23 protein-coding genes and 1 pseudogene are annotated in these 22,745 nt (G+C 71.3%); 10 read left to right on the top strand and 14 right to left on the bottom strand.

The annotated features are described in order from the left end of the window. A partial coding sequence (locus IE312_RS12615; RefSeq protein ID WP_229899609.1) for a carbohydrate ABC transporter permease occupies positions 1-773 on the top strand: 773 nt, incomplete at its 5' end. A gap of 5 nt (positions 774-778) precedes the next feature. Here the strand turns inward: IE312_RS12615 and IE312_RS12610 are convergent. Next, complete coding sequence (locus IE312_RS12610) at positions 779-1,972, bottom strand: ABC transporter substrate-binding protein (protein ID WP_189981193.1); 1,194 nt, start codon at positions 1,970-1,972, stop codon at positions 779-781. Between the two features lie 180 nt (positions 1,973-2,152). Continuing rightward, positions 2,153-3,592: a gamma-aminobutyraldehyde dehydrogenase gene (locus tag IE312_RS12605; protein ID WP_189981191.1), complete on the bottom strand. Its 1,440-nt coding sequence runs from the start codon at positions 3,590-3,592 to the stop codon at positions 2,153-2,155. Positions 3,593-3,762: 170 nt separating this feature from the next. On the opposite strand from IE312_RS12605, the gene IE312_RS12600 reads away from it, so the two are divergent. The 6 genes from IE312_RS12600 to IE312_RS12575 all read left to right on the top strand — a co-directional run bounded on the left by IE312_RS12600 (position 3,763) and on the right by IE312_RS12575 (position 9,605). Further along, positions 3,763-4,284, top strand: coding sequence for an Lrp/AsnC family transcriptional regulator (locus tag IE312_RS12600; RefSeq protein ID WP_030346409.1), 522 nt, complete (start codon positions 3,763-3,765; stop codon positions 4,282-4,284). A 19-nt stretch (positions 4,285-4,303) separates the two neighbouring features. Beyond that, positions 4,304-5,668: an aspartate aminotransferase family protein gene (locus tag IE312_RS12595; protein WP_189981189.1), complete on the top strand. Its 1,365-nt coding sequence runs from the start codon at positions 4,304-4,306 to the stop codon at positions 5,666-5,668. Between the two features lie 190 nt (positions 5,669-5,858). Next, positions 5,859-6,599: an ABC transporter ATP-binding protein gene (locus tag IE312_RS12590; protein ID WP_189981187.1), complete on the top strand. Its 741-nt coding sequence runs from the start codon at positions 5,859-5,861 to the stop codon at positions 6,597-6,599. After that, positions 6,581-8,170, top strand: coding sequence for a hypothetical protein (locus tag IE312_RS12585; RefSeq protein ID WP_189981185.1), 1,590 nt, complete (start codon positions 6,581-6,583; stop codon positions 8,168-8,170). The genes IE312_RS12590 and IE312_RS12585 overlap by 19 nt, the downstream gene beginning before the upstream one ends. Positions 8,171-8,287: 117 nt before the next feature. Further along, on the top strand, positions 8,288-8,695 hold the full coding sequence (locus tag IE312_RS12580; protein ID WP_189981183.1) for a VOC family protein: 408 nt from the start codon (positions 8,288-8,290) through the stop codon (positions 8,693-8,695). 199 nt (positions 8,696-8,894) lie between these two features. Then, a complete protein-coding gene (locus IE312_RS12575) occupies positions 8,895-9,605 on the top strand; it encodes an LAETG motif-containing sortase-dependent surface protein (protein ID WP_189981181.1) in 711 nt (236 codons plus the stop codon). Between the two features lie 114 nt (positions 9,606-9,719). On the opposite strand, the gene IE312_RS12570 is transcribed toward IE312_RS12575, so the two are convergent. From IE312_RS12570 to IE312_RS12550, 5 genes are all read right to left on the bottom strand, one after another. After that, positions 9,720-10,736 carry an ABC transporter ATP-binding protein gene (locus tag IE312_RS12570; RefSeq protein WP_189981179.1) on the bottom strand — a complete coding sequence of 339 codons (1,017 nt, stop codon included), beginning with the start codon at positions 10,734-10,736 and terminating at the stop codon, positions 9,720-9,722. Then, entirely contained in the window at positions 10,737-12,338 is a 1,602-nt protein-coding gene (locus tag IE312_RS12565) for an ABC transporter permease (protein ID WP_189981177.1), read from the bottom strand. Between the two features lie 47 nt (positions 12,339-12,385). Then, positions 12,386-13,459, bottom strand: coding sequence for a thiamine ABC transporter substrate-binding protein (locus IE312_RS12560; RefSeq protein WP_189981175.1), 1,074 nt, complete (start codon positions 13,457-13,459; stop codon positions 12,386-12,388). A gap of 230 nt (positions 13,460-13,689) precedes the next feature. Next, on the bottom strand, positions 13,690-14,796 hold the full coding sequence (rlmN, locus tag IE312_RS12555) for a dual-specificity RNA methyltransferase RlmN (RefSeq protein ID WP_189981173.1): 1,107 nt from the start codon (positions 14,794-14,796) through the stop codon (positions 13,690-13,692). A 114-nt stretch (positions 14,797-14,910) separates the two neighbouring features. Beyond that, positions 14,911-15,228 carry an RNA-binding protein gene (locus tag IE312_RS12550; RefSeq protein ID WP_189981171.1) on the bottom strand — a complete coding sequence of 106 codons (318 nt, stop codon included), beginning with the start codon at positions 15,226-15,228 and terminating at the stop codon, positions 14,911-14,913. Between the two features lie 237 nt (positions 15,229-15,465). Between IE312_RS12550 and IE312_RS12545 the strand changes: the two genes are divergently transcribed. Together IE312_RS12545 and IE312_RS12540 are read left to right on the top strand one after the other, a co-directional pair. Then, on the top strand, positions 15,466-15,618 hold the full coding sequence (locus tag IE312_RS12545) for a hypothetical protein (RefSeq protein WP_189981169.1): 153 nt from the start codon (positions 15,466-15,468) through the stop codon (positions 15,616-15,618). Between the two features lie 72 nt (positions 15,619-15,690). Further along, a complete protein-coding gene (locus IE312_RS12540) occupies positions 15,691-15,843 on the top strand; it encodes a hypothetical protein (protein ID WP_189981166.1) in 153 nt (50 codons plus the stop codon). A gap of 9 nt (positions 15,844-15,852) precedes the next feature. Here the strand turns inward: IE312_RS12540 and IE312_RS12535 are convergent, their stop codons facing one another. From IE312_RS12535 to rpsB, 7 genes are all read right to left on the bottom strand, one after another. Then, entirely contained in the window at positions 15,853-16,044 is a 192-nt protein-coding gene (locus tag IE312_RS12535; protein ID WP_189981164.1) for a hypothetical protein, read from the bottom strand. 41 nt (positions 16,045-16,085) lie between these two features. Beyond that, positions 16,086-17,366, bottom strand: a complete 1,281-nt coding sequence (locus IE312_RS12530; RefSeq protein ID WP_189981162.1) for a cytochrome P450 — start codon at positions 17,364-17,366, stop codon at positions 16,086-16,088. A 237-nt stretch (positions 17,367-17,603) separates the two neighbouring features. Next, positions 17,604-18,746 carry a phosphatidate cytidylyltransferase gene (locus tag IE312_RS12525; RefSeq protein ID WP_189981160.1) on the bottom strand — a complete coding sequence of 381 codons (1,143 nt, stop codon included), beginning with the start codon at positions 18,744-18,746 and terminating at the stop codon, positions 17,604-17,606. Further along, entirely contained in the window at positions 18,746-19,303 is a 558-nt protein-coding gene (gene frr, locus IE312_RS12520) for a ribosome recycling factor (RefSeq protein WP_189981158.1), read from the bottom strand. Before frr ends, IE312_RS12525 begins: the two co-directional genes overlap by 1 nt. Before the next feature lie 177 nt (positions 19,304-19,480). Next, positions 19,481-20,239: a UMP kinase gene (gene pyrH / locus IE312_RS12515; RefSeq protein ID WP_189981156.1), complete on the bottom strand. Its 759-nt coding sequence runs from the start codon at positions 20,237-20,239 to the stop codon at positions 19,481-19,483. A 201-nt stretch (positions 20,240-20,440) separates the two neighbouring features. Next, entirely contained in the window at positions 20,441-21,277 is an 837-nt protein-coding gene (gene tsf, locus IE312_RS12510) for a translation elongation factor Ts (protein ID WP_189981154.1), read from the bottom strand. 188 nt (positions 21,278-21,465) lie between these two features. Next, entirely contained in the window at positions 21,466-22,386 is a 921-nt protein-coding gene (gene rpsB, locus IE312_RS12505) for a 30S ribosomal protein S2 (protein WP_189981153.1), read from the bottom strand. 172 nt (positions 22,387-22,558) lie between these two features. Between rpsB and IE312_RS39725 the strand changes: the two are divergent. After that, positions 22,559-22,745, top strand: a pseudogene (locus IE312_RS39725) (polyprenol monophosphomannose synthase); the annotation flags it as partial.

The following is a 22,745-nucleotide window of genomic DNA, read 5'->3' as shown; positions in this document are numbered from 1 at the left end:
TCAAGGGCCCCGGTGAGGCCGGGACGCTGCCGTACCGGTTCCTGCCGAAGGCGTTCGACCTGTCCAACTACCGTGCCGCGATGGAGCAGCTGGACCTGCCGGTGCTCTTCCGTAACAGCGTCGTCGCCACCGCCGTGATCACCGGCTCGGTGCTGCTCACGTCGTCCCTCGCGGGCTACGCGCTGGCCAAACTCCGCTTCCCCGGCCGGGACTTCGTCTTCCGTCTGGTCCTGGCCACGATGATGTTCCCGCCGTTCCTCTTCTTCGTCCCGCGCTTCCTGATCCTGGTGCACTGGCCGCTGGCCGGCGGCAACGACCTGCTCGGACGCGGCGGCGCGGGACTGACCGTCAGCATCGTGGCGCTCGCCGTGCCGTTCCTCGTCAACGGTTTCGGCATCTTCCTGATGCGCCAGTTCATGGTGGCGATCCCGGACGAGGTCCTGGAGGCCGCGCGCATCGACGGGGCCGGGGAGTTCACCGTGTGGTGGCGGATCGTGGTCCCGCAGACCACGCCGGTCGTGGTGACGCTCGCGCTGCTGACCTTCGTCGACGCCTGGAACGAGTACATCTGGGCGCTGCTCGTCTCGACCGCGAACCCGGGCGTGATGACGCTGCCGGTCGGCATCCAGCTGCTGCAGGACCACGTCGACCCGGCCCGCACGATGCCCGTCGTCATGGCCGGGCTCGTCCTGAGCGTCCTGCCGGTGCTGCTGCTCTTCCTGCTGCTGCAGAAGCACTACGTCCGGGGTGTCATGCTCAGCGGCCTGAAGTGAGCGGCCTACAGCCCGACGATCCTGTTCCAGCGCTCGGCGAACTCCACCCGCTCCCGGGACGTGATGTCCCGGGCGACGGCGAGCCGCTCGCGCAGGGGGCCGTCGGGGAAGACCAGCGGGTTGTCGGCGAGGGCCGCGGTGTCCCGGTCCTTCGCGGCGGCCAGGATCTCGCGGGCGGCCGGCACCGGGCAGACGTAGGTGACCCAGGCGGCCAGCCGGGCGGCGACCTCGGGGTCGTAGTAGAAGTCGATGAGGCGTTCGGCGTTGGCCTTGTGGCGGGCCCGGTTCGGGATCATCAGGGAGTCCGACCACAGCTCGCCGCCCTCCTCGGGGACGACGAAGCGGATGTCGGGGTTGTCCGCCTGGAGCTGGATGACGTCACCGGAATAGGCCTGGCAGGCGAGGACGTCCCCGCTGACCAGGTCCTTGGTGTAGTCGTTGCCGGTGAACCGGCGGATCTGGCCGCGCCGCACCTGGCGTTCCACCTGCTCGCAGATCCGGTGGAAGTCGTCCGCGGTCCAGCGGGTGACGTCCACGCCGTTGCCCTGCATGAGCAGCGCGAAGGCCTCGTCGAGGCCTGACAGCAGGGTGACGCGGCCCTTGAGGTCCGGCGCCCACAGGTCGGCGACAGCGCGCAGTTCGCGGCCGAGCGCGCGGCGGTTGTAGGCGATGCCGGTGATGCCGGACTGCCACGGCACGGTGCAGCGGCGGCCGGGGTCGAAGGCGGGCGAGCGCAGCAGCGGGTCGAGGTGCCGGGCCACGTGGGGCTGGCGGGCGCGGTCCATCTCCTGCACCCAGCCGAGGCGGACGTACCGGGCGCACATCCAGTCGCTGATGACGATCAGATCGCGGCCGGTGGACCGGTGGTTCATCAGTGCCGGGCTGATCTTGCCGAAGAACTCGTCGTTGTCGTTGATCTCCTCGACGTAGTCGACGGAGATGCCGGTGCGCTTCTCGAAGGCCTCCAGCGTGGGCCGCCGGCCGGGATCGTCGTCGTCGGTGTCGATGTAGAGCGGCCAGTTCGCCCAGGTCAGCCGTCGCTCCCCGGCGGACTCGTCGGCGGCGGCGCGGTCACCGGGCGCCACATAGGCGGCGGGCACTCCGCAGCCGGTCAGGGCACCGAGCGCGGCGGTGCCCCCGAGGGCGGCGAGGAGGGAACGGCGGGACGGCGCGGGCGTACGCGAGGAAGTCGAGGGCACCCCGGAAGGATGCCGTCCCGCCGGGCGGCGGGACAATCGACGCTGCGTCGAGCGGGCCGCCGCCGATCCGGCACCTTGTCGACCGGGCACCCCGAGGGGCGCGGGGAGCCTTGCGATCGGCTCCCCGCGCCCGGGCCGGCGACGGCCGACGGCGGCCCGGGCGGGACCCGGCGGGGACGGTCAGCCGTCCAGCGAGGTCATCACGTGCTTGATCCGGGTGTAGTCCTCGAACCCGTACGCCGACAGGTCCTTGCCGTAGCCGGACTTCTTGAAGCCGCCGTGGGGCATCTCGGCGACCAGCGGGATGTGGGTGTTGATCCACACGCAGCCGAAGTCGAGCTTCTTGGACATGCGCATCGCGCGGGCGTGGTCCTTGGTCCACACCGAGGAGGCGAGGGCGTACTCGACGCCGTTGGCCCACTCGACGGCCTGGTCCTCGTCGGTGAAGGACTGGACGGTGATGACGGGGCCGAAGACCTCGTTCTGGACGATCTCGTCGTCCTGCTTCAGGCCGGAGACGACGGTCGGGGCGTAGAAGTAGCCCTTGTCGCCGACCTGCTGACCGCCCGCCTCGACCTTGGCGTGGGCGGGGAGGCGGTCGATGAAGCCGGAGACCTGCTTGAGCTGGTTCGGGTTGTTCAGCGGGCCGAACAGCACGTCCTCGTCGTCCGGCTGCCCGGTCTTGGTCTCGGACGCGGCCTTGGCGAGCGCGGCCACGAACTCGTCGTGGATGGACTCCTGGACGAGGACGCGGGTCGCGGCCGTACAGTCCTGGCCGGCGTTGAAGAAGCCCGCCACGGAGATGTCCTCGACGGCCTTGGCGATGTCGGTGTCCTCGAAGACGACGACCGGGGCCTTGCCGCCCAGCTCCAGGTGGACCCGCTTGAGGTCCTTGGAGGCGGACTCGGCGACGGACATGCCGGCGCGTACGGAGCCGGTGATGGAGGCCATCGCCGGGGTCTCGTGCTCGACCATCATGCGGCCGGTGTCGCGGTCGCCGCAGATGACGTTGAAGACGCCCTTGGGCAGGATCGAGCCGATGATGTCGGCGATCAGGACGGTGGAGGCCGGGGTGGTGTCCGACGGCTTGAGCACGACGGTGTTGCCCGCGGCGATGGCCGGGGCGAACTTCCACACGGCCATCATCATCGGGTAGTTCCACGGCGCGACCTGGGCGCAGACGCCGACCGGCTCGCGGCGGACGATGGAGGTCATGCCCTCCATGTACTCGCCGGCCGAGCGGCCCTCCAGCAGCCGGGCCGCACCCGCGAAGAAGCGGATCTGGTCGACCATCGGCGGGATCTCCTCGGAGCGGGTGAGCCCGACCGGCTTGCCGGTGTTCTCCACCTCGGCCGCGATCAGGTCCTCCGCGCGCTCCTCGAAGGCGTCCGCGATCTTCAGGAGGGCCTTCTGCCGCTCGGCCGGCGTGGTGTCGCGCCAGCCCGGGAAGGCGCGGGCGGCTGCCTCCATGGCGGCGTCCACGTCCGCCTGCCCGGACAGCGGCGCGGTCGCGTACGCCTCGCCCGTCGCGGGGTTGACCACCTCGGTGGTCCGTCCGTCGGCGGCGTCCCGGAACTCACCGTCGATGTAGTTGCGCAGACGACGCAGCTCGGTGCTCACTGCCGGCCTCCTGATCTGGTTCAAGCTGTCCGATCTCTGAGACACCCACCCTAGTCGCCGTACCGACGTTTTCAACACCCCCACCGGCACCGCTTCTGCGAAATCCGCAAAGATAGGTCTCGTAAACAACGAATTTCATCGATCAGGCCTTGCGAAACTGCTGAGACGTCGTGCACAGTGAGGTCGTGGCCAGTCGAAGCGCAGACCAGAGGGACTCGTCCCGCGAGTCCAGGAACGGCGGCAGTCCCCAGCTGGACGCCGTCTCCCTCGCCATCATCCAGCAGCTCCAGGAGGACGGCCGCCGGCCGTACGCCGCGATCGGCAAGGCCGTCGGCCTGTCCGAGGCGGCCGTGCGCCAGCGCGTGCAGAAGCTGCTGGACCAGGGCGTGATGCAGATCGTCGCCGTCACGGACCCGCTCACCGTGGGCTTCCGCAGGCAGGCGATGGTCGGGATCAACGCCGAGGGCGATGTCGAGAAGATCGCGGACGCGCTGACTGACATGTCGGAAGTCGAGTACGTGGTGATGACCGCGGGCTCGTTCGACATCCTCGCCGAGATCGTCTGCGAGGACGACGACCACCTGCTGGACGTCATCAACAAACGCATCCGGTCCCTGCCCGGAGTGCGCTCCACCGAGAGCTTCGTCTACCTGAAGCTCAAGAAGCAGACCTACATGTGGGGAACCCGATAACCGTGAGGACCCGATAACCGTGAGCAGCAAGGACCTCAGCCGCACCGCGTACGACCACCTGTGGATGCACTTCACCCGCATGTCCTCGTACGAGAACTCCCCCGTACCGACCATCGTCCGGGGTGAGGGCACCTACATCTACGACGACAAGGGCAAGCGCTACCTCGACGGTCTGGCGGGGCTGTTCGTGGTCCAGGCCGGTCACGGCCGCACGGAACTGGCCGAGACCGCCTTCAAGCAGGCCCAGGAGCTGGCGTTCTTCCCCGTCTGGTCCTACGCCCACCCGAAGGCCGTCGAGCTGGCCGAGCGCCTGGCCGACCACGCCCCCGGCGACCTGAACAAGGTCTTCTTCACCACCGGTGGCGGCGAGGCCGTCGAGACCGCCTGGAAGCTCGCCAAGCAGTACTTCAAGCTCCAGGGCAAGCCGACCAAGTACAAGGTCATCTCCCGCGCGGTCGCCTACCACGGCACCCCGCAGGGCGCCCTGTCGATCACCGGCCTGCCGGCCCTGAAGGCCCCCTTCGAGCCGCTGGTGCCGGGCGCGCACAAGGTCCCGAACACCAACATCTACCGGGCCCCGATCCACGGCGACGACCCCGAGGCCTTCGGCCGCTGGGCCGCCGACCAGATCGAGCAGCAGATCCTCTTCGAGGGCCCGGAGACCGTCGCCGCGGTCTTCCTGGAGCCGGTGCAGAACGCCGGCGGCTGCTTCCCGCCGCCCCCCGGTTACTTCCAGCGCGTGCGCGAGATCTGCGACCAGTACGACGTCCTGCTCGTGTCGGACGAGGTCATCTGCGCCTTCGGCCGCCTCGGCACGATGTTCGCCTGCGACAAGTTCGGCTACGTCCCGGACATGATCACCTGCGCCAAGGGCATGACCTCGGGCTACTCCCCGATCGGCGCGTGCATCGTCTCCGACCGCATAGCCGAGCCGTTCTACAAGGGCGACAACACCTTCCTGCACGGCTACACCTTCGGCGGCCACCCGGTGTCGGCCGCGGTCGGCCTCGCCAACCTCGACCTGTTCGAGAAGGAGAAGCTGAACCAGCACGTCCTGGACAACGAGGGCGCGTTCCTGTCGACCCTGCAGAAGCTGCACGACCTGCCGATCGTCGGCGACGTCCGCGGCAACGGCTTCTTCTACGGCATCGAGCTGGTGAAGGACAAGAACACCAAGGAGTCCTTCAACGACGAGGAGACCGAGCGCGTCCTGTACGGCTTCCTCTCCAAGGCGCTCTTCGACAACGGCCTGTACTGCCGTGCCGACGACCGCGGCGACCCGGTCGTCCAGCTCGCCCCGCCGCTGATCTCCAACCAGGACACGTTCGACGAGATCGAGCAGATCCTGCGCGCCACCCTCACGGAGGCGTGGACGAAGCTCTGATCATCCGACGGGATGACCGACCCGGCCCCGGCGCCGTCCGTTCGAGTGGGAACGGTGGCCCGGGGCCGTGTGCTGTCCGGCCTCCCCGCAGCGGCTGCCTAGCGTTCCTGTGACCGATCGGGCCGGCTCTCGTTCCCCCGGACGGGGGATCGGACAGAGGGAAAACAGATCAGAACCGAGGTGTACGCCCATGGAGGCCCCGCCGGACAACGACGTGCTCTGGGCACGCTCCCTGCACTTCACGCACCGCGACGGCTCCCCCGGACTCACCGGGATCTCGCTCGGCGTGCGGGAGAGTGAGATCCTCGCCGTCAGCGGCCCGCGCGGCAGCGGCAAGACCACGCTGCTGCGCTGTCTGTCCGGCCTGGTGCCGGTGCGCTCCGGCGAGGTCTGGTTCAACAGCTCCCCGGTGCACACGCTCGGCCCGATGGCCCGCGAACGGCTGCGCCGGGACCGCTTCGGCTGGATCGACCCCGAACCGGTCCTGGTCCCCGAGCTGAACGTCTGGGAGAACGCCGCGCTCCCGCTGATGCTGCGCGGCGCCGGCCGCCGCCGGGCCAAGGCGGCCGCGCTGGAGTGGCTGGAGCGCCTCGACGTCGGCGACAGGGCCCGCAGCCGTCCGCACGCGCTGCAGCACGCCGAGCGCCAGCGGGTCGCCATCGCCCGCGCCCTCGCCCCCGGGCCCGCGGTCCTCTTCGCCGACGAGCCCACCGCCCCGCTGCACCGCGCCGACCGCGCCCATGTGCTGCGCACCCTCACCGCGGCGGCCCGCTCGCACGGCATCACGGTCGTCCTCGCCACGCACGATGCCGACACCGCCGCCCTCGCCGACCGCACGGTGCACCTGCTGGACGGGCGGCGCGTGCACACCGTGCACCTGCCGGACAGCCCCGACGCGGAAGGCCGGGCCGCGTGCTCGCTCTCCGTCTGAGCCGCGCCGCCCGGCCCGCCGTCCAGCTGCGCCGCCTGCTGGTGGCCGGGGCCTCGGCGGGTACCGGCTTCCTCCTGCTGTCCTGCCTCGGCAACGCCCTGCACCGGCCCGAGGCCGCGGACGCCGCCGCGCTGCGCCTGGCCTGGTGCGTGCTGCCGCTCGCCGCCACGGTGCACCTCGCGGTCGCGGTCGCCCGGACCGACCCCGGCACCCGGCCGCGCCCCGGCCTGTCCGCCGTGGGCCTGGGCCCCGCCCGGCTCATGGCCGTCTCCGCGCTGACGACGGCCCTGTCCTGCGCGCTGGGCTCGATGTTCGCCCTGCTGGTCTTCCTGCACCTGCGCGGCGACCTCAGGGGCCTGCCGTTCGACGGCGCGGCGGCGGGCTTCCTGGCCGCCGGCCGCCCCCTCCCCGTCCCGGCCACCCTGACCCTGCTCGCCCTGCTCCCCGCCACGGCCACCACCACGGTCGCCCTGGCCCTCCGCCCGAGGGACCCCAGCCCCCCGCAGCGGACCACCCGCCGCTTCGGCCGTTTCGGCCGCTCCGGCGCCTCCGGCGACCCGGCGGACCGGGAGACGTTCGGGGCGTACGGCAGGTTCGGCACCCACGCCGGCCGCCGGCCGCCGGCCGGGACACCGGCCGGCACCGGACAGGGCGACGCGGCCGGGGACGGCCCCGGCCCGGCGGGGAGCGGTCCCGGCCCGGCGGAGAGCGCGAGGCGGGGCGGTCCCGGCCCGGCGGGGAGCGGCGCGGGGCGGTCCGGTCCCGGCCCCGCCAGCGGCACGCCGGGTGTCACCGATCCCCGGGCCGCGAACGGCACCCCGGGCGTGGCCGATGCGCCGCGGTCCACGGCCGGGCCCGCCGCCAAGGCGATGGGACTGCCCGTGCGCGCGCGCAGCCGGGCGTGGGGGGCCGTGGGCGGCGACACCGGCGAAGCGGTGTCCGGCGTCGCGGCCGGCGCCGGGCCCACCGCCCCGGACCCCGTGGCGGCACTCCCCGGCGCAACCCCCGCCGGCCTCCCCTGGGGCGTCGCGCTCGTCACCGCCGGACTGGCCGCGCAGGCCTACGCCGGCCGTCCCGCCCCCGACCCCGCCCTCGCCGTACTCCTCGGCTGGCTGCTCACCGCCACCGGCCTCGTCCTCGCCTCCCCCGGCCTGACCCATCTGTGCGGCCGGCTCCTGCAGTGCAGCCGCCCGGGAGCGCTGCGGCTGCTCGCCGGCCGGGTGCTGATGACGGAGGCGGCCCGGATCGGGCGGCCCCTCGGCGTGGTGTGCGCGGTCGCGTCCGCCGGTTACGCCATGACCGCCCTGTACGGCGGCCCGGCCCCCGCCGCCCGCCCGTTGTCCGCGCTCGGCGCGCTCGTCGTGGCCGGCTCCACGGTGGCCACCTTGCTCACCACGGCCGTCGAGGCCCGCCAGTGCCGGGCCGAGACCACCGCCGCCCTGTTGCGGCTGGGCGCCCCCGCCGCCCTGCTGCGCGTGGCCGCCGCCCTGCGCGCGGCCGTGCTGCTGGCCCTGTTCGTCCCGCTCGTCCTGGGGATCGCCACGCTGGCGGTCCTGCCCCTGAGCCGTTGACGGCAGCCTGAACCGTCGGCCGGAAAAAAGTGGGCGAGCGCCGATGAGTCCGGCGCGGGCCGCCGGTCTACCCACCGAACGCGACGAACCGCGCACCACCCGGACGGGAGAGACCGCATGTACCAGCAGATGATCTTCGTGAACCTGCCCGTGAACGACCTCGAGGCCGCCAAGGAGTTCTTCACCGCGCTCGGCTACTCGATCAACCCCCAGTTCAGCAACGACGACGCGGCTTCGGTGGTGATCAGCGAGACCATCGTGGCGATGCTCCTGACCAAGCCGTTCTACGCGACCTTCACCAAGAAGGAGATCGCCGACGCGACGACGACCAGCGAGGTGCTGATCTGTCTGAGCGCCGAGAGCCGCGAGAAGGTGGACGAGCTGCTGGACAGGGCGATCGCGGCGGGCGGTACGGAGACCGGCCCGACCCAGGACCACGGCTTCATGTACGGCCGGGCCTTCGACGACCTCGACGGCCACACCTGGGAGATCATGTGGATGGACCCCGCGGCCGTGCAGGGCTGAGAGAGCAAGTGCGCCAAACATAGGGGTGGTTAATAAGACGGTAAAGTCAACAGCCGTTGACGGCGGACGCGTTGACACTGTTTACCGATCGCTTATAAACCTGTGAGCCTCCCGGGGATCCTGGGGCGTCGCCTCATCCGTCGCCCCATGCCCCCCGCCACCCCCCGCAATTGCTCTCTGTAAAGGACAAACGTTGTCCATGACTCGCCGTAGCGTACGCCGTTCCGTGCGCGTGCTGGGTGTCGCCTCCGGGTCGGCGGCGCTGGTGCTGGGCCTGTCCGGTTCCGCCCTCGCATGCAACATCAAGGACTTCGCCGCCGAGGCCAGGTGCGACGGCGACAAGGGTGTCATCGTCGTCACCGACACCGACCCGTCCGCCGCCGAAGGCACCGTCAGCGTCTTCCTCCAGGGGGACGGCGGTGTCGAGACCAAGGTCGGCGAACAGCCGGTCAAGGGGTCGAAGGCGGGCGTCGAGGTCACCTTCCCCGAGAACTGGAAGCCGAGCGCCACCTACCGGGTCCACATCAAGGCCGCCAACGTCGACCAGGACATCAAGCCCGACCTGGTGACCCCGTCCACCGCCTGCAAGACCGGGGAGAGCCGGCAGCCGAAGCCGACGGCCAGCGCGTCGCCGTCCTCCGCCGCGCCCGCGTCCGCGTCCCCGTCCCCGTCCAAGTCCGCCTCGGCGCAGCCCGCGAACCCGGCTCCGTCGGCCTCCGCGTCCAGCTCGGCGCCGGCCGGCACCTCCGACAACGCGCCATCCCCGGCGGTCGGCGACTCCAACCTCGCCGAGACCGGTGCCAACTCCAACACCGGCCTGATCGCCGGCATAGCGGCGGCCCTGGTCGCCGTCGGCGGCGGCGCGGTCTGGCTCGGCATGCGCCGGCGCGGCGCGAACCGCCACGGCTGACCCGTACCGCTCCGTCCGGCCCGCCCCGCTGTCCCCAGGGGGCGGGCCGGTGCGCGTCGGCGGGAGGCAGCCGGCACCGGGATGAGCGGGCCCGCGCCCCCACCGTCCCCGGGGTCACTCCAGGACGAGGGTCTCGGCCACGTCGAACTCCACGCCCACCGAGGCACCCGGCTCCGGCGCGTCCCGCAGGGCGCAGGCCGCCTCCAGGCGCGGGCCGTCGGCCGGCTGGAGGTGGACGGCCACATGGGTGCCCTTGAAGGTGCGGGCGGTCACCGTGCACGGCAGGCCCTGACCGGCCGGCACCAGCCGGACCCCGGCCGGCCGCACGAGCACCGTACGGCCGCCCTGCGCCGAACCGTCCGGCACCGGCAGCTTGCCCCACGGGCTGTCGGCGGCCGTACCGGCGACGGTCGCCGCCACCACGTTCTCGAAGCCGAGGAAGCGGGCCACGAACGCGTCGGCGGGCCGCTGCCACACCTCCAGCGGCGTGCCGGCCTGCGCGATCCGCCCGTCCCGCATCACCACCACCCGGTCGGCCAGCGCGAACGCCTCGCCCTGGTCGTGCGTCACGGCGAGCACCGTGGTGCCCAACCGGCTGAACAACTCCCGCAGTTCGACCACCAGCCGCTCCCGCAGCGAGCGGTCGAGCTGGCCGAGCGGCTCGTCCAGCATGAGCAGCCGGGGCCGGGGCGCGAGCGCCCGGGCCAGGGCCACCCGCTGCTGCTCTCCGCCGGACAGCGAGGCCACGGCCCGCCGGGCGGCCCCCGGCAGCCCGACCAGCTCCAGCAACTGGGCGACCTCCGCGTCCCGTTCGCCCTTGGACACACCGTGCATGCGCAACCCGAAGGCCACGTTCGCACCGACGTCCCGCTGCGGGAACAACTGGTGGTCCTGGAACATCAGCCCGACCCCGCGTCGGTGCGCGGGCACCCCCGCCTGGTCCCGGCCGTCCAGCGACACCCGCCCGGAGTCCAGGGGTTGCAGCCCGGCCACCACCCGCAGCAGGGTCGACTTGCCGCTGCCGCTGGGCCCGAGGACGCACACCACTTCGTGTGCGGCGACCTCCAGCCCGACGGCGTCGAGCACGGCCCGCCCGCCGAAGCGCACGGTCGCGCCGTCCAGGCTCAGCATCTAGAACTCCCCCGTCCGGTCGGTGCGCAGCCGCTCCAGGACCAGCAGCGCGGCGGCGCACACCACCATCAGAATCGTCGAAAGGGCCATCGCCTGGCCGTAGTTGAGGTCACCGGGGCGGCTCAGCAACCGGGCCACGGCGACCGGCAGGGTGGGGTTGTCGGGCCGGGCGATGAACACGGTCGCCCCGAACTCGCCCAGCGACACGGCGAACGCGAAGCCGGCCGCGACCAGCAGCGCCCGCCGTACCAGCGGCAGGTCGACCTCCCGCCACACCCGCCAGGGCGAGGCCCCGAGCACGGCCGCCGCCTCCCGGAGCCGTACGTCCACCGCGCGCAGCACCGGCAGCATGGTCCGTACGACGAAGGGGGCGCCGACCAGCGCCTGGGCGAGCGGCACCAGGATCCACGACTGGCGCAGGTCCAGCGGCGGCTCGTCGAGCGCGATCAGGAAGCCGAAGCCGACGGTCACGGCGGACACGCCGAGCGGCAGCATCAGCAGCGCGTCGAAGCCCCGCACCAGCCGTCCGGCGTCCCGGCGGGCCAGCGCGGCGGCGGCGAGACCCCCGATCACCACGGCGATGGCGGTGGCGGCGACGGCGTACTCCAGCGAGGTCCACACCGCGTGCAGGGGCGCCACCAGGAACGTACCGCCGTCGGCGTCGGTCAGCGCCCGGTAGTAGCCGAGGCCGGGCGCGTCGAGGGAGCGGCGGACGAGGACGGCGAGCGGCAGGACCAGCAGCAGGGCGATGGTGGCGAGGACGCCGGCGAGCAGCACCCACTGGCCGGCGCCGCGCGGGCGCCGGCTGGTCGTGCCCGGGTCCGCCAGCCGGAGGGCGCTCTCCCGGCGCCGCACCGTCCAGGCGTGCACGGCGAGGACCGCGCCGACGGCCGCGAACTGCACGAGGGTGAGGACGGCGGCCGTGGGCAGGTCGAAGACCTCGGAGGTCTGCCGGTAGATCTCCACCTCGATGGTGGAGAAGGTCGGGCCGCCGAGGATCTGCACCACGCCGAAGGAGGTGAAGGTGAACAGGAAGACCATCAGGGCGGCGGCGGCCACGGCGGGCCCGAGCGCGGGCAGGGTCACCTTCCGCCAGGCCGTCAGCGGGGAGGCGCCCAGCATCCGGGCGGCCTCCTCCTGCCGGGGGTCGAGCTGGGCCCACAGCCCGCCGACCGTGCGGACGACGACCGCGTAGTTGAAGAAGACGTGGGCCAGCAGGATCGCCCACACCGTGGTGTCCAGCCGCACCCCCCACAGCTGGTCCAGCAGACCGTGGCGGCCGACCAGCGCGAGGAAGGCGCTGCCGGCGACGACGGTCGGCAGCACGAACGGGACGGTGACGACGGCCCGCAGCAGCTGCCGGCCCGGGAAGTCGAGGCGGGCGAAAACGTAGGCGGCGGGCAGGGCGAGCAGCAGGGTGAGCGCGGTGGAGGCGAGCGCCTGCCAGGTGGTGAACCACAGCACGTGCCGGATGTCCGGCTGGGTGACGACGTCCGCGATCCGCCCGAACCGCCAGGTGCCGTCCGCCTTCAGCCCGCGCGCGACGATCGCGGCGACGGGCCAGGCGAAGAACAGCGCGAAGAACGCGACGGGCACGGCCATGAGGCCGAGCCGCGCCGCGTTCCCCCGGCGCCGGCGCTCGCGGGCCGCTACTTCAGTACGAGCGAGGTCCACGACTTGACCCACTGGTCACGGTTGGCGGCGATCCTGGCGGGGGCCATGGTCTCGGGGTCCTTGGCGGCCGGCCCGTACGCGGTGAACTCGGCGGGCACCCCGGCGCCCCGCAGCACCGGGTAGACGAACATGTTCAGCGGCATGTCCTCCTGGAACTCCTTGGAGACCAGGAAGTCGATGAAGGCCTTGGCACCCTCGGGGTTCCTCGCATTGCTCAGCAGCCCGGCGAACTCGGTCTGCCGGAAGCAGGTGCCCGTCGCGACACCGGTCGGGGCGGTGCTGGGCCGCTTCTTGGCGTAGATCACCTCGGCGGGCGGGGAGGAGGCGTACGACACCACGAGCGGCCGGTCGCCGCCCGCCTTCTTCCCCTCCGACGAACCGGAGAACTCCTGGTAGTAGGCCTGGTCCCAGCCGTCGACGACCTTCACACCATTGGCCTTCAGCTTCTTCCAGTAGTCCTGCCACCCCTGGTCACCGAACCGCGCGGCGCTGCCGAGCAGGAAGCCGAGACCCGGCGAGGAGGTGGCCGCGTTCTCCGTGACGAGGAGGTTCTTGTACCGCGGCTCGGCCAGGTCGGCGAAGGACCGCGGCGGGGTCAGCCTGTGCTCGCTGAAGTACGCCTTGTCGTAGTTGACGCAGATGTCGCCGTAGTCGACCGGCGTCACCCGGTGCTTGTCCTTGTCGAGCTGGTAGGCGGCGCCCACCTTGTCCAGGCCCTTGGCGGTGTACGGCTGGAAGAGGCCGTTGTCGAGGGCGCGGGAGAGCAGGGTGTTGTCGACGCCGAAGAACACGTCGCCCTGCGGGTTGCCCTTGGTCAGGATCGCCTTGTTGACGGCCTGCCCGGCGTCGCCGTCCTTCAGGACCCTGACCTTGTACCCGGACCGCTTCTCGAAGTCCTTGAGGACCTTCTTCGAGACGGCCCACGAGTTGTGGCTGACCAGGGTGACGGTCTTGGAGTCCGAGCCGCTCCCGCCGTCCGTCGAGCCGCACGCGGACAGACTGATCAGACCGAGCCCGACCGCGACGGCCACGAGGGTCTTGTTGTGCACTGGATGTCCTCCTGGGGTTGGCCAGGAAGAGACGCGGCCCTGCCCGGGCTCCGCGAGGAGGACCCGGGCAGGGCGCAACAGCTTGAGTGATGACCGAACTTCCTACCCAGAATGACCTGGGCGAGGTTCAGAGGGTCTGCGGCCCGGTTGCCGCACTCTCAGCGCTGTGGCGCTCCCCTGTCGGAATATGCAGATGTAGACCGATGTGACGTTGTACTGACGGGCTCAGATTACCGCTCGGTGGCCGCGAGCTGTCCGCAGGCCCCGTCGATCTCCTGACCGCGGGTGTCCCGGACGGTCACGGGCACCCCGTGCGCGGCGATGGCCTCGACGAACGCCTTCTCGTCCTCGGGCCGGGACGCGGTCCACTTCGAGCCCGGCGTCGGGTTCAGCGGGATCAGGTTGACGTGCACGGGCTTGCCCCGCAGCAGCCGCCCGAGCCGGTCACCCCGCCATGCCTGGTCGTTGATGTCCCGGATGAGCGCGTACTCGATGGACAGCCGGCGCCCGCTCTTCTCGACGTAGTCGAACCCGGCGTCCAGCACCTCGCGCACCTTCCACCGCGTGTTCACGGGGACGAGGGTGTCGCGCAGCTCGTCGTCGGGGGCGTGCAGGGAGATCGCCAGCCGGCACTTGAGGCCCTCGTCGGCGAAGCGGTGGATGGCCGGCACGAGCCCGACCGTGGACACGGTGATCCCGCGCTGCGACAGCCCCAGCCCGTCCGGGGCGGGATCGGTGAGCGCGCGGATGGCACCCACCACCCGCTTGTAGTTGGCGAGCGGCTCCCCCATGCCCATGAAAACGATGTTGGACAGCCGCGCGGGCCCGCCGGGCACGTCCCCGTCCCGCAGTGCCCGCATGCCGTCCACGATCTGGTGGACGATCTCGGCCGTGGACAGGTTCCGGTCCAGGCCGGCCTGGCCCGTGGCGCAGAACGGACAGTTCATCCCACAGCCCGCCTGCGAGCTGATGCACATGGTGACCCGGTCCGGGTACCGCATCAGCACGGACTCGACCAGCGTCCCGTCGAACAGCCGCCAGAGCGTCTTGCGCGTGGTCCCCTCGTCGGTGGACAGGTGCCGAACGACCGTCATCAGCTCCGGGAACAGCGCTTCCTGGAGCTTGGCACGCGAACCGGCGGGGATGTCGGTCCACTGCTCCGGGTCGTGCGCGTAGCGAGCGAAGTAGTGCTGCGAGAGCTGCTTGGCACGGAACGGCTTCTCACCGATCCCGGCCACCGCGTCCTTGCGCTCGGCAGGCGTGAGGTCGGCGAGATGCCGCGGCGGCTTCTTGGCTCCGCGCGGCGCGACAAAAGTGAGTTCTCCGGGCTTAGGCATGGCGTTACCAGTGTCGCAGATCCAATCGGGTGACCTGCAGCTGTCGCTCGCTACGACTGTCGTTGGTAGTCGTCACCGGCCGCCGTCGAGCGGCCTCGGACGGCCCAGCGAAGATCACTCGCCGGCTGCCCGCCACTCATCGAGGCGGACCTTGACCTGGTAGTTGTGGGCAACGTGCCAGATGACCTCCCCACTGACGAAGGCCCCGAGGGCCGGTAGGTCCATCCCGAGCGGCATGGCCGTGATCTCCGCCAGCGCTATGGCGTACGGCACGCCGTCTACACGTATGAAGACCCCGAAGCGCTGACGACCGATGACCTCGCCGGTGATCCGGGCCTCGACGGGCAGAGCCGCGGCGGTTGCCTCCCAGCTGTCCCGCACCAAGTCCGCGGCCGGCACATCGGGACCCGAGGGCCAGGCGTACTCATCCACCGGTAGATCATGACGCCTTGGGACCGGCGCTTAGAAGATGCGGGCACGCAGTGGTGGGGCGGCCCGGCAGCACTCTTCCGCTACCGTGCCGGGCCGTCCAGTGTCGCCGACGTCCGTCGTCGTTGCCGTCAACGTTGCCGTCACTGCCGTTGGCACGCCTCGACAGCCACCCTGATGCGTCGGGTCAGCCATGGGATTGGTAGGTGGTTCGCGCATCTCAGCCGCCATGGGGAGCGCATGGTGGAGCGACGCGCGGCCTGGATGGTCATCGTCAGCGGTGGGCCGCTCGGCGAGGACTCGTTCTTCCGGGCCGACCTGGCCACGGCGGACGCTTGCCTCGACTCGTTGCTCGCCCATCTGGAGAGCAAGGGCCTGTCGCCGTTCGCCTGAGCCGTAGTGCTGTGCCGCCGGGCGCCCGCGCGAGCGGGTGTTCGCGTCCGTACCGGCGGGCACACGCGGGGAATGACCACTTGGTGTGCGGCATCGGTGCAACTGGCGGAGCGCTGGGACGGGCCACCTTGGCTGGTGTGGGTCTTCCTCGTCGTGTGGGTGCTGTGCGGGGTGTTCGTCGTCTTCAAGCTGCGTCAGAACGGGTGGCGGTTCCCGCAGCGGTGACGCGGTGTCCTAGTCGTCGCTGCTGCTGCCCCAGCTCGATCGGCGGCGCCGGCTCTTCTGCGCGCTGCTCAGCAGTTCGCCCGCCGTGCGGGTGACGAAGGCGACGCCGCGGACCCAGGGCGGGCCGCCCCGCTCCGCCCAGACCACGCAGACGCAGCCGCCGATGACGAGGGCCAGGACGCCCAGCAGTAGAAAGATCATGTTCCCCCCATTGGTTCATGCGTACGATGCCATGGACCGGCTCACCAGGTCACGGGCAGGGTCCTCGGTCCGCGGATCAGGCCCCGGCGCTGGAACTCGACCTCCCCGGGAGGCACGGCCAGCCGGATGCCGGGGAAGCGGGTGAGGACGGAGCCGATCATGACCTCGGCCTCCGTACGGGCCATCACGGCGGCCAGGCAGTGGTGCGGGCCGTGGCCGAAGGCCAGGTGGGCGGGGCCGGCGCGGCCGAAGTCCAGCGTGTCCGGGTCGGGGAACACCGCGGGGTCGCGGTTGGCGGCGAGGTAGGCGTTGTAGACCACGTCACCGGCGCGGATCAGCCGGCCGCCCACCTCCACGTCCTCGGTGGCGATCCGCGGGATGCCGACGCCGTTGCGGTGCGGGACGTAGCGGAACAGCTCCTCCACGGCCCGGGGCAGCAGCTCCGGCTCCCGGCGCAGCCGGTCCAGCTGCTCGGGATGGGTGAGCAGGGCGTACATCATCGAACCGCTGTTGCTGCGGACCGCGTGGCCGCCGCTGACCTGCACGGCCATGGCGAGGGAGAGGGCCTCGTCGTCGCTGATCTCACCCGTCGCCGCGGCCTGCGCCAGCACGGTGGCCAGGTCGTCTCGCGGTTCGGTACGGCGGTGCCGGAGCAGCTCGGTGATCCGGGCCCGGGTGGCGCGGGCGGCCTCCCGGGACCGCTCCTCGGCCTGGGCCCCCGCGGACAGCAGGGCCTCGCCCGTCTCCGCCCAGTGGTGCCAGTCCTTCTCCTCCACGCCGAGGAAGTCGCGGAGCACGGCGAGCGGGAACGGGCCGTGCAGGTGTTCCATGAGGTCGGCGGGCGGACCGGCGCGCCGCATGCCGTCGAGCAGTTCGGCGGCCCGGTGCTCGGCGAGCGGCCGTATCCGCCGCATGCTCCGGCCGGTGAACGCGCGGGCGACGACCCGGCGCAGCCGCGTGTGCCGGGGCGGGTCGATGTACTGCAGGCCCGCCGTCTGGGAGGCCACCGGCACCGGGCGCATGCTGGTGACGTCGCGGCCGACGACCCGTTCCCGGGAGAAGCGCGGGTCGGAGGTGACGAAGCGGACGTCCTCGTACCGGGTGACCAGCCAGGCGTGCCCCGCGCCGTGCGGCAGCCTGATCCGGGTGACCGGCTCCTCGCGCAGCAGTTCGTCCAGGAAGGGGTCGGGGTCGAGTCCGGGCAGGTCCTCGACGGGCCAGAAGCGCACGGGCGGGGCGGCGGGCCGCCCGGGTGGGGCCGGGCTGGCGTCAGGTCGGGCGCAGACCGGGTCGGGAGAGGCCGAGGCGGGGTCGAGAGGCATGGGGCACACTCCCTGCTGCGTCGCCGGGGCGGCGGTACCGCCGTCCTGTGTGGGAGTCTGCCGCGCGCGGGCACCGGCCGCCGATTCGGGCTGCGGCATCCGGGTTCGGCTGCGTGTACGGGTGCGGGTGCCGGCACCGGTGCCGGGACGGGTTCCGTCCCGTGGCGGTGACGACGCGGCCCCCGCCCTGAACTCAGGACGGGGGCCGCATGCCGTACCGCGTGGTGCCGTACCCGCTCACGCCGAGCCGACGAAGACCACCATGAGCAGCCACACCACCGGAGCCGTGGGCAGCAGCGAGTCGAGCCGGTCCATGATGCCGCCGTGCCCGGGGAGCAGGGTGCCCATGTCCTTGATGCCCAGGTCCCGCTTGATCATGGACTCGCCGAGGTCGCCCAGCGTGGCGCTGCCCGCGACCGCGAGACCCAGCAGCAGGCCCTGCCACCAGCTCCCGTCGTCGATGAGGAACTGCATGCACAGCGCGCCCGCGACCATCGCGAACAGCACCGCGCCCAGCAGGCCCTCGCGGGTCTTGCCGGGGCTGATGCGCGGGGCGAGCTTGTGCTTGCCGAACCGCCAGCCGACCGCGTAGGCACCGGTGTCGCTGACGACCGTCAGCAACAGGAAGGTCAGGACGCGCCAGGGGCCGTCGGCCGCGGTGAGCATCAGCGCGACGAAGGTGGCCAGGAAGGGCACGTAGAACGCCGCGAAGACGCCCGCCGTGACGTCCTTGAGGTAGTTCTCCGGTGGTTCGGTCATGCGCCACACCAGCGTGGCCAGGGCCGTCAGCGCCATGGCCACCCACGCGCCCTCGACGCCCCGCACGTAGCCGGCGACGACCATCGCCGCGCCGCCGAGCGCGAGCGGCACCAGCGGAGCCTTGATGCCCTTGCGCTCCTGGAGCCTGCTGGTCAGCTCCCACAGGCCGACGACGACGGCGACCGCGACCACACCGACGAACACGGCCTTGACGATGAACAGGGAGGCGACGATCACCACACCGAGCCCGACCCCGACACCTATGGCGGCGCTCAGGTCACGGCCCGCGCTCTTCTTCTGCGGCGCTGGCGCCGGCTGCGGGGCGTCGGGCATGGGCTCCGGGTTCTGGTTCTCGGCCGGGAGTTCCCGGGCCTGCAACGTCTCGTCTCGGAACAAGGGGCCGCTCAGCCGAGCGGCCCCCCGGTCGTCGTCCTGGTCTCCGCCGTACGCGGCTGCGTCGGGCACGATGGGCATGGGGCGAGTCTGCTGCGCCTGAGGCGCATCGTACGCGGGACCCGCCGGGACGGCCCCCGGGACAGGCTGGGCGGGGCCGCCCCCGGTGGGCCCCCAGTACCCGGCCTGGCCCGCCGCTGGCGGCGCTCCCCAGGAAGAGTCGCTCATCAGACTTCGAGCAGCTCCGCTTCCTTGTGCTTGAGGAGCTCGTCCACCTGGGCGACGTACTTCGCCGTGGTGTCGTCGAGCTCCTTCTCCGCGCGGCGGCCCTCGTCCTCGCCGACCTCGCCGTCCTTGATCAGCTTGTCGATGGCGTCCTTGGCCTTGCGGCGCACGGAGCGGATGGACACCTTGGCGTCCTCGCCCTTGCCCTTGGCGACCTTGATGTACTCGCGGCGGCGCTCCTCGGTCAGCTCGGGGAACACCACCCGGATGATGTTGCCGTCGTTGCTGGGGTTGACGCCCAGGTCGGAGTCCCGGATCGCCTGCTCGATGTTGCGCAGCGCGCTCTTGTCGAACGGGGTCACGACCGCCATGCGCGGCTCCGGCACGGAGAACGAGGCCAGCTGGTTGATCGGCGTCAGGGCACCGTAGTAGTCGGCCACGATCTTGTTGAACATCGCCGGGTGCGCACGCCCGGTGCGGATCGCGGCGAAGTCCTCCTTGGCGACCACGACGGCCTTCTCCATCTTCTCCTCGGCCTCGAGGAGGGTCTCTTCGATCACCACTTGCTCCTGCGTGTCTTGAGTAAGGCCCGGCCGCTGTTCCTGGAGTCGGTAGGCGGCCGGCTGCGTCGCGTCTTCTTCCTGCACGGTTCCCGACCGGCAGGACATTGTCCATCCCCCGGCCGGGGTCCGGTCCCCTCGCGGGGCCGCACGTTCACCGGCCGGGTTGATCCCGGGTCAGTCCCGGCTGCCCTCTTCACCCACCAGGGTGCCGATCTTCTCACCCTTGACGGCGCGCGCGATATTGCCCTCCGCGAGAAGCTCGAAGACCAGGATCGGGAGCTTGTTGTCGCGGCACAGCGTGATGGCGGTGGCGTCGGCGACCTTGAGGTCACGGGTGATGACCTCGCCGTAGCCGAGGGCGTCGAACTTGACGGCGTCGGGGTTGGTCTTGGGGTCGGAGTCGTAGACCCCGTCCACGCCGTTCTTGCCCATGAGCAGCGCCTCGGCGTCGATCTCCAGGGCGCGCTGGGCGGCGGTGGTGTCGGTGGAGAAGTAGGGCATGCCCATACCGGCGCCGAAGATGACCACGCGGCCCTTCTCCAGGTGGCGCACCGCGCGCAACGGGATGTACGGCTCGGCGACCTGCCCCATGGTGATGGCGGTCTGCACGCGGGACTGGATGCCCTCCTTCTCCAGGAAGTCCTGGAGGGCGAGGCAGTTCATCACGGTGCCGAGCATGCCCATGTAGTCGGAGCGGGCGCGGTCCATGCCGCGCTGCTGGAGTTCGGCGCCGCGGAAGAAGTTGCCGCCGCCGATGACGACCGCGATCTCAGCGCCGTCGCGCACGACGGCCGCGATCTCACGGGCGATCTTGTGCACCACGTCCGGGTCGACGCCCAGGCCCCCGCCACCGGAGAAGGCCTCTCCGGACAGCTTCAGCAGAAACCGGCCGCGTACTTTGCCGTCGTCGCTCTTCTGGGCCTTGGTGGTCATGGGGATCCCGCCTCTTTCACGTGGTGCACATACGAAGAAGGCCACTGCCGGCGGGGTTGCTTTTCGCTCCCATACGCGGCAATGGCCTCCTCGTCAGATCTGCTGCCGTCCGCCTCACGCCGGGTGTGGCGGTGTGCGCGGACGACTGCTCTCGACCCTATCGAGAATTCTCGCCGGGTCGCGGTCGATCGCGGTACGGACTCAGATGCCGACCTTGATGCGCGAGAAGCGCTTCAGGGTGACACCGGCCTCGTCCAGGACCTTCTGGACCGACTTCTTGTTGTCGAGGGCGTACGGCTGACCGAGCAGCGTGGCGTCCTTGAAGAAGCCGTTCAGGCGACCCTCGACGATCTTGGCGATCGCGGCCTCGGGCTTGCCCTCGGCGCGGGTGGTCTCCTCGGCGATGCGGCGCTCGGACTCGACGACCTCGGCCGGGATCTCCTCCTTGGAGAGGTACTTCGGCGCGAAGGCGGCGATGTGCTGGGCGACGCCCTTGGCGACCTCGGCGTTCGGCTTGTCCAGCTCGACCAGGACACCGATCTGCGGGGGCAGGTCGGGCATGGTGCGGTGCATGTAGGCGGTGACGTAGCCGTCGGCGAACTGCGCGAAGCGGTCCAGGACGATCTTCTCGCCGAGGTTGGCGTTGGCCTCGTCCACGAACGCCTGGACGGTCTTGCCGGACTCGATCTCGGAGGCGAGGAGGGCCTCGAGGTCGGCCGGGTTGGTCTTGGCGACGTGCTCGGCGATGGCGTTGGCCACGGCCTGGAACTTCTCGCCCTTGGCGACGAAGTCCGTCTCGCACTTCAGCTCGACGAGGACGCCGGAGGAGTTGTCGTCGGCGATGATGGAGACCACGGCGCCGTTCTCGGCGGAGCGGCCCTCGCGCTTGGCGACGCCCTTCTGGCCCTTGATGCGCAGCGCCTCGACGGCCTTGTCGACGTTGCCCTCGGCCTCGTCCAGCGCCTTCTTGCAGTCCATCATGCCGGCGCCGGTGAGCTCACGGAGCTTCTTGACGTCGGCGGCGGTGTAGTTCGCCATGAGTCTGTGAGTCTTTCTCGAAGTCTGGAAGATCTTCTGGATCCGCACGGTCCGCGTACCACGGGGGGTGGATGTGGAACGCGTACGTCGTGCCGACCTACGGGTGAACAGCGGGGGCGGACTTCACCGCGCCGTGAGGCGCCGTGTTCGCGGTACCGCCCCCGCTGTCGATCGCTGACGGACCTGCGTCAGGCCTGCTCGGCCTCGGCGGCCTGCTCGGCCTCGGCGGGAGCGGCCTCGGCGGCAGCAGCCTCGGCGGCAGGAGCCTCGGCGGGAGCAGCCTCGGCGGCAGCGGCCTCGGCCGGCGCGGCCTCGGCGGCCGGAGCCTCGTCCTTCTTCTCACCCTCGAGCAGGTCGCGCTCCCACTCGGCCAGCGGCTCGGCCGCGGCCTTCTCGCCCTTGTCACCGGTGGCGACGCGCGAGCGGGAGATGAGGCCCTCGGCGACGGCGTCGGCGATCACGCGGGTGAGCAGGGTGACGGAGCGGATCGCGTCGTCGTTGCCCGGGATCTTGTAGTCGACCTCGTCGGGGTCGCAGTTGGTGTCGAGGATCGCGACGACCGGGATGTTCAGCTTCCGGGCCTCACCAACGGCGATGTGCTCCTTCTTGGTGTCCACGATCCAGACGGCGCTGGGCACCTTCTGCATCTCGCGGATACCGCCGAGGGTCTTCTCCAGCTTGGCCTTCTCGCGCGAGAGCACGAGAAGCTCCTTCTTGGTCAGACCGGACGCGGCGACGTCCTCGAAGTCGATCTGCTCGAGCTCCTTGAGGCGCTGCAGACGCTTGTAGACGGTCGAGAAGTTGGTGAGCATGCCGCCCAGCCAGCGCTGGTTGACGTAGGGCATGCCGACGCGGGTGGCCTGCTCGGCGATGGCCTCCTGCGCCTGCTTCTTCGTGCCGACGAACATGACCGTGCCGCCGTGGGCGACGGTCTCCTTGACGAACTCGTAGGCGCGGTCGATGTACGACAGCGACTGGAGCAGGTCGATGATGTAGATGCCGTTGCGCTCGGTGAAGATGAAGCGCTTCATCTTCGGGTTCCAGCGACGGGTCTGGTGACCGAAGTGGACGCCGCTCTCCAGCAGCTCCCGCATCGTGACGACGGCCATGGCCGTTTCTCCTTGGTGCTCTCGGTTGTGCCGCGTCCGCCGGACGGCGGACGCGCCTGACGCCCACGACGCGCCGTGCCGCGAAGGACCGAGGGGCGCTTGGTACGAACCGTTGCCGGCTGCCGTACCGGGGCGTGCGAAGTCGACCCGGTGACCCGGATCGCCAGAAGAAGTGTACGGGACCGCAGGGGTGCCGGGTGACGCCGCCGTCCACAACCTGCGGGTGGTCCACAGGTCCGCCCGGGACGGGCGGGGGTGCGCGACGGTGTGCGGCATGCGATACGTGATGGTGTGGACGGCGCTGCTCCTGGCGTCGGTGTCGGCCCTGCTCACCCCGCCGGCCTGGGCGGGGCCCCCTC

The organism is Streptomyces capoamus (assembly GCF_014654935.1).
GTDB classification, from domain to species: Bacteria; Actinomycetota; Actinomycetes; order Streptomycetales; family Streptomycetaceae; genus Streptomyces; species Streptomyces capoamus.
Note: the sequence above shows the minus strand (reverse complement) of the source record. Positions and strands in the feature narration are given on the sequence as shown.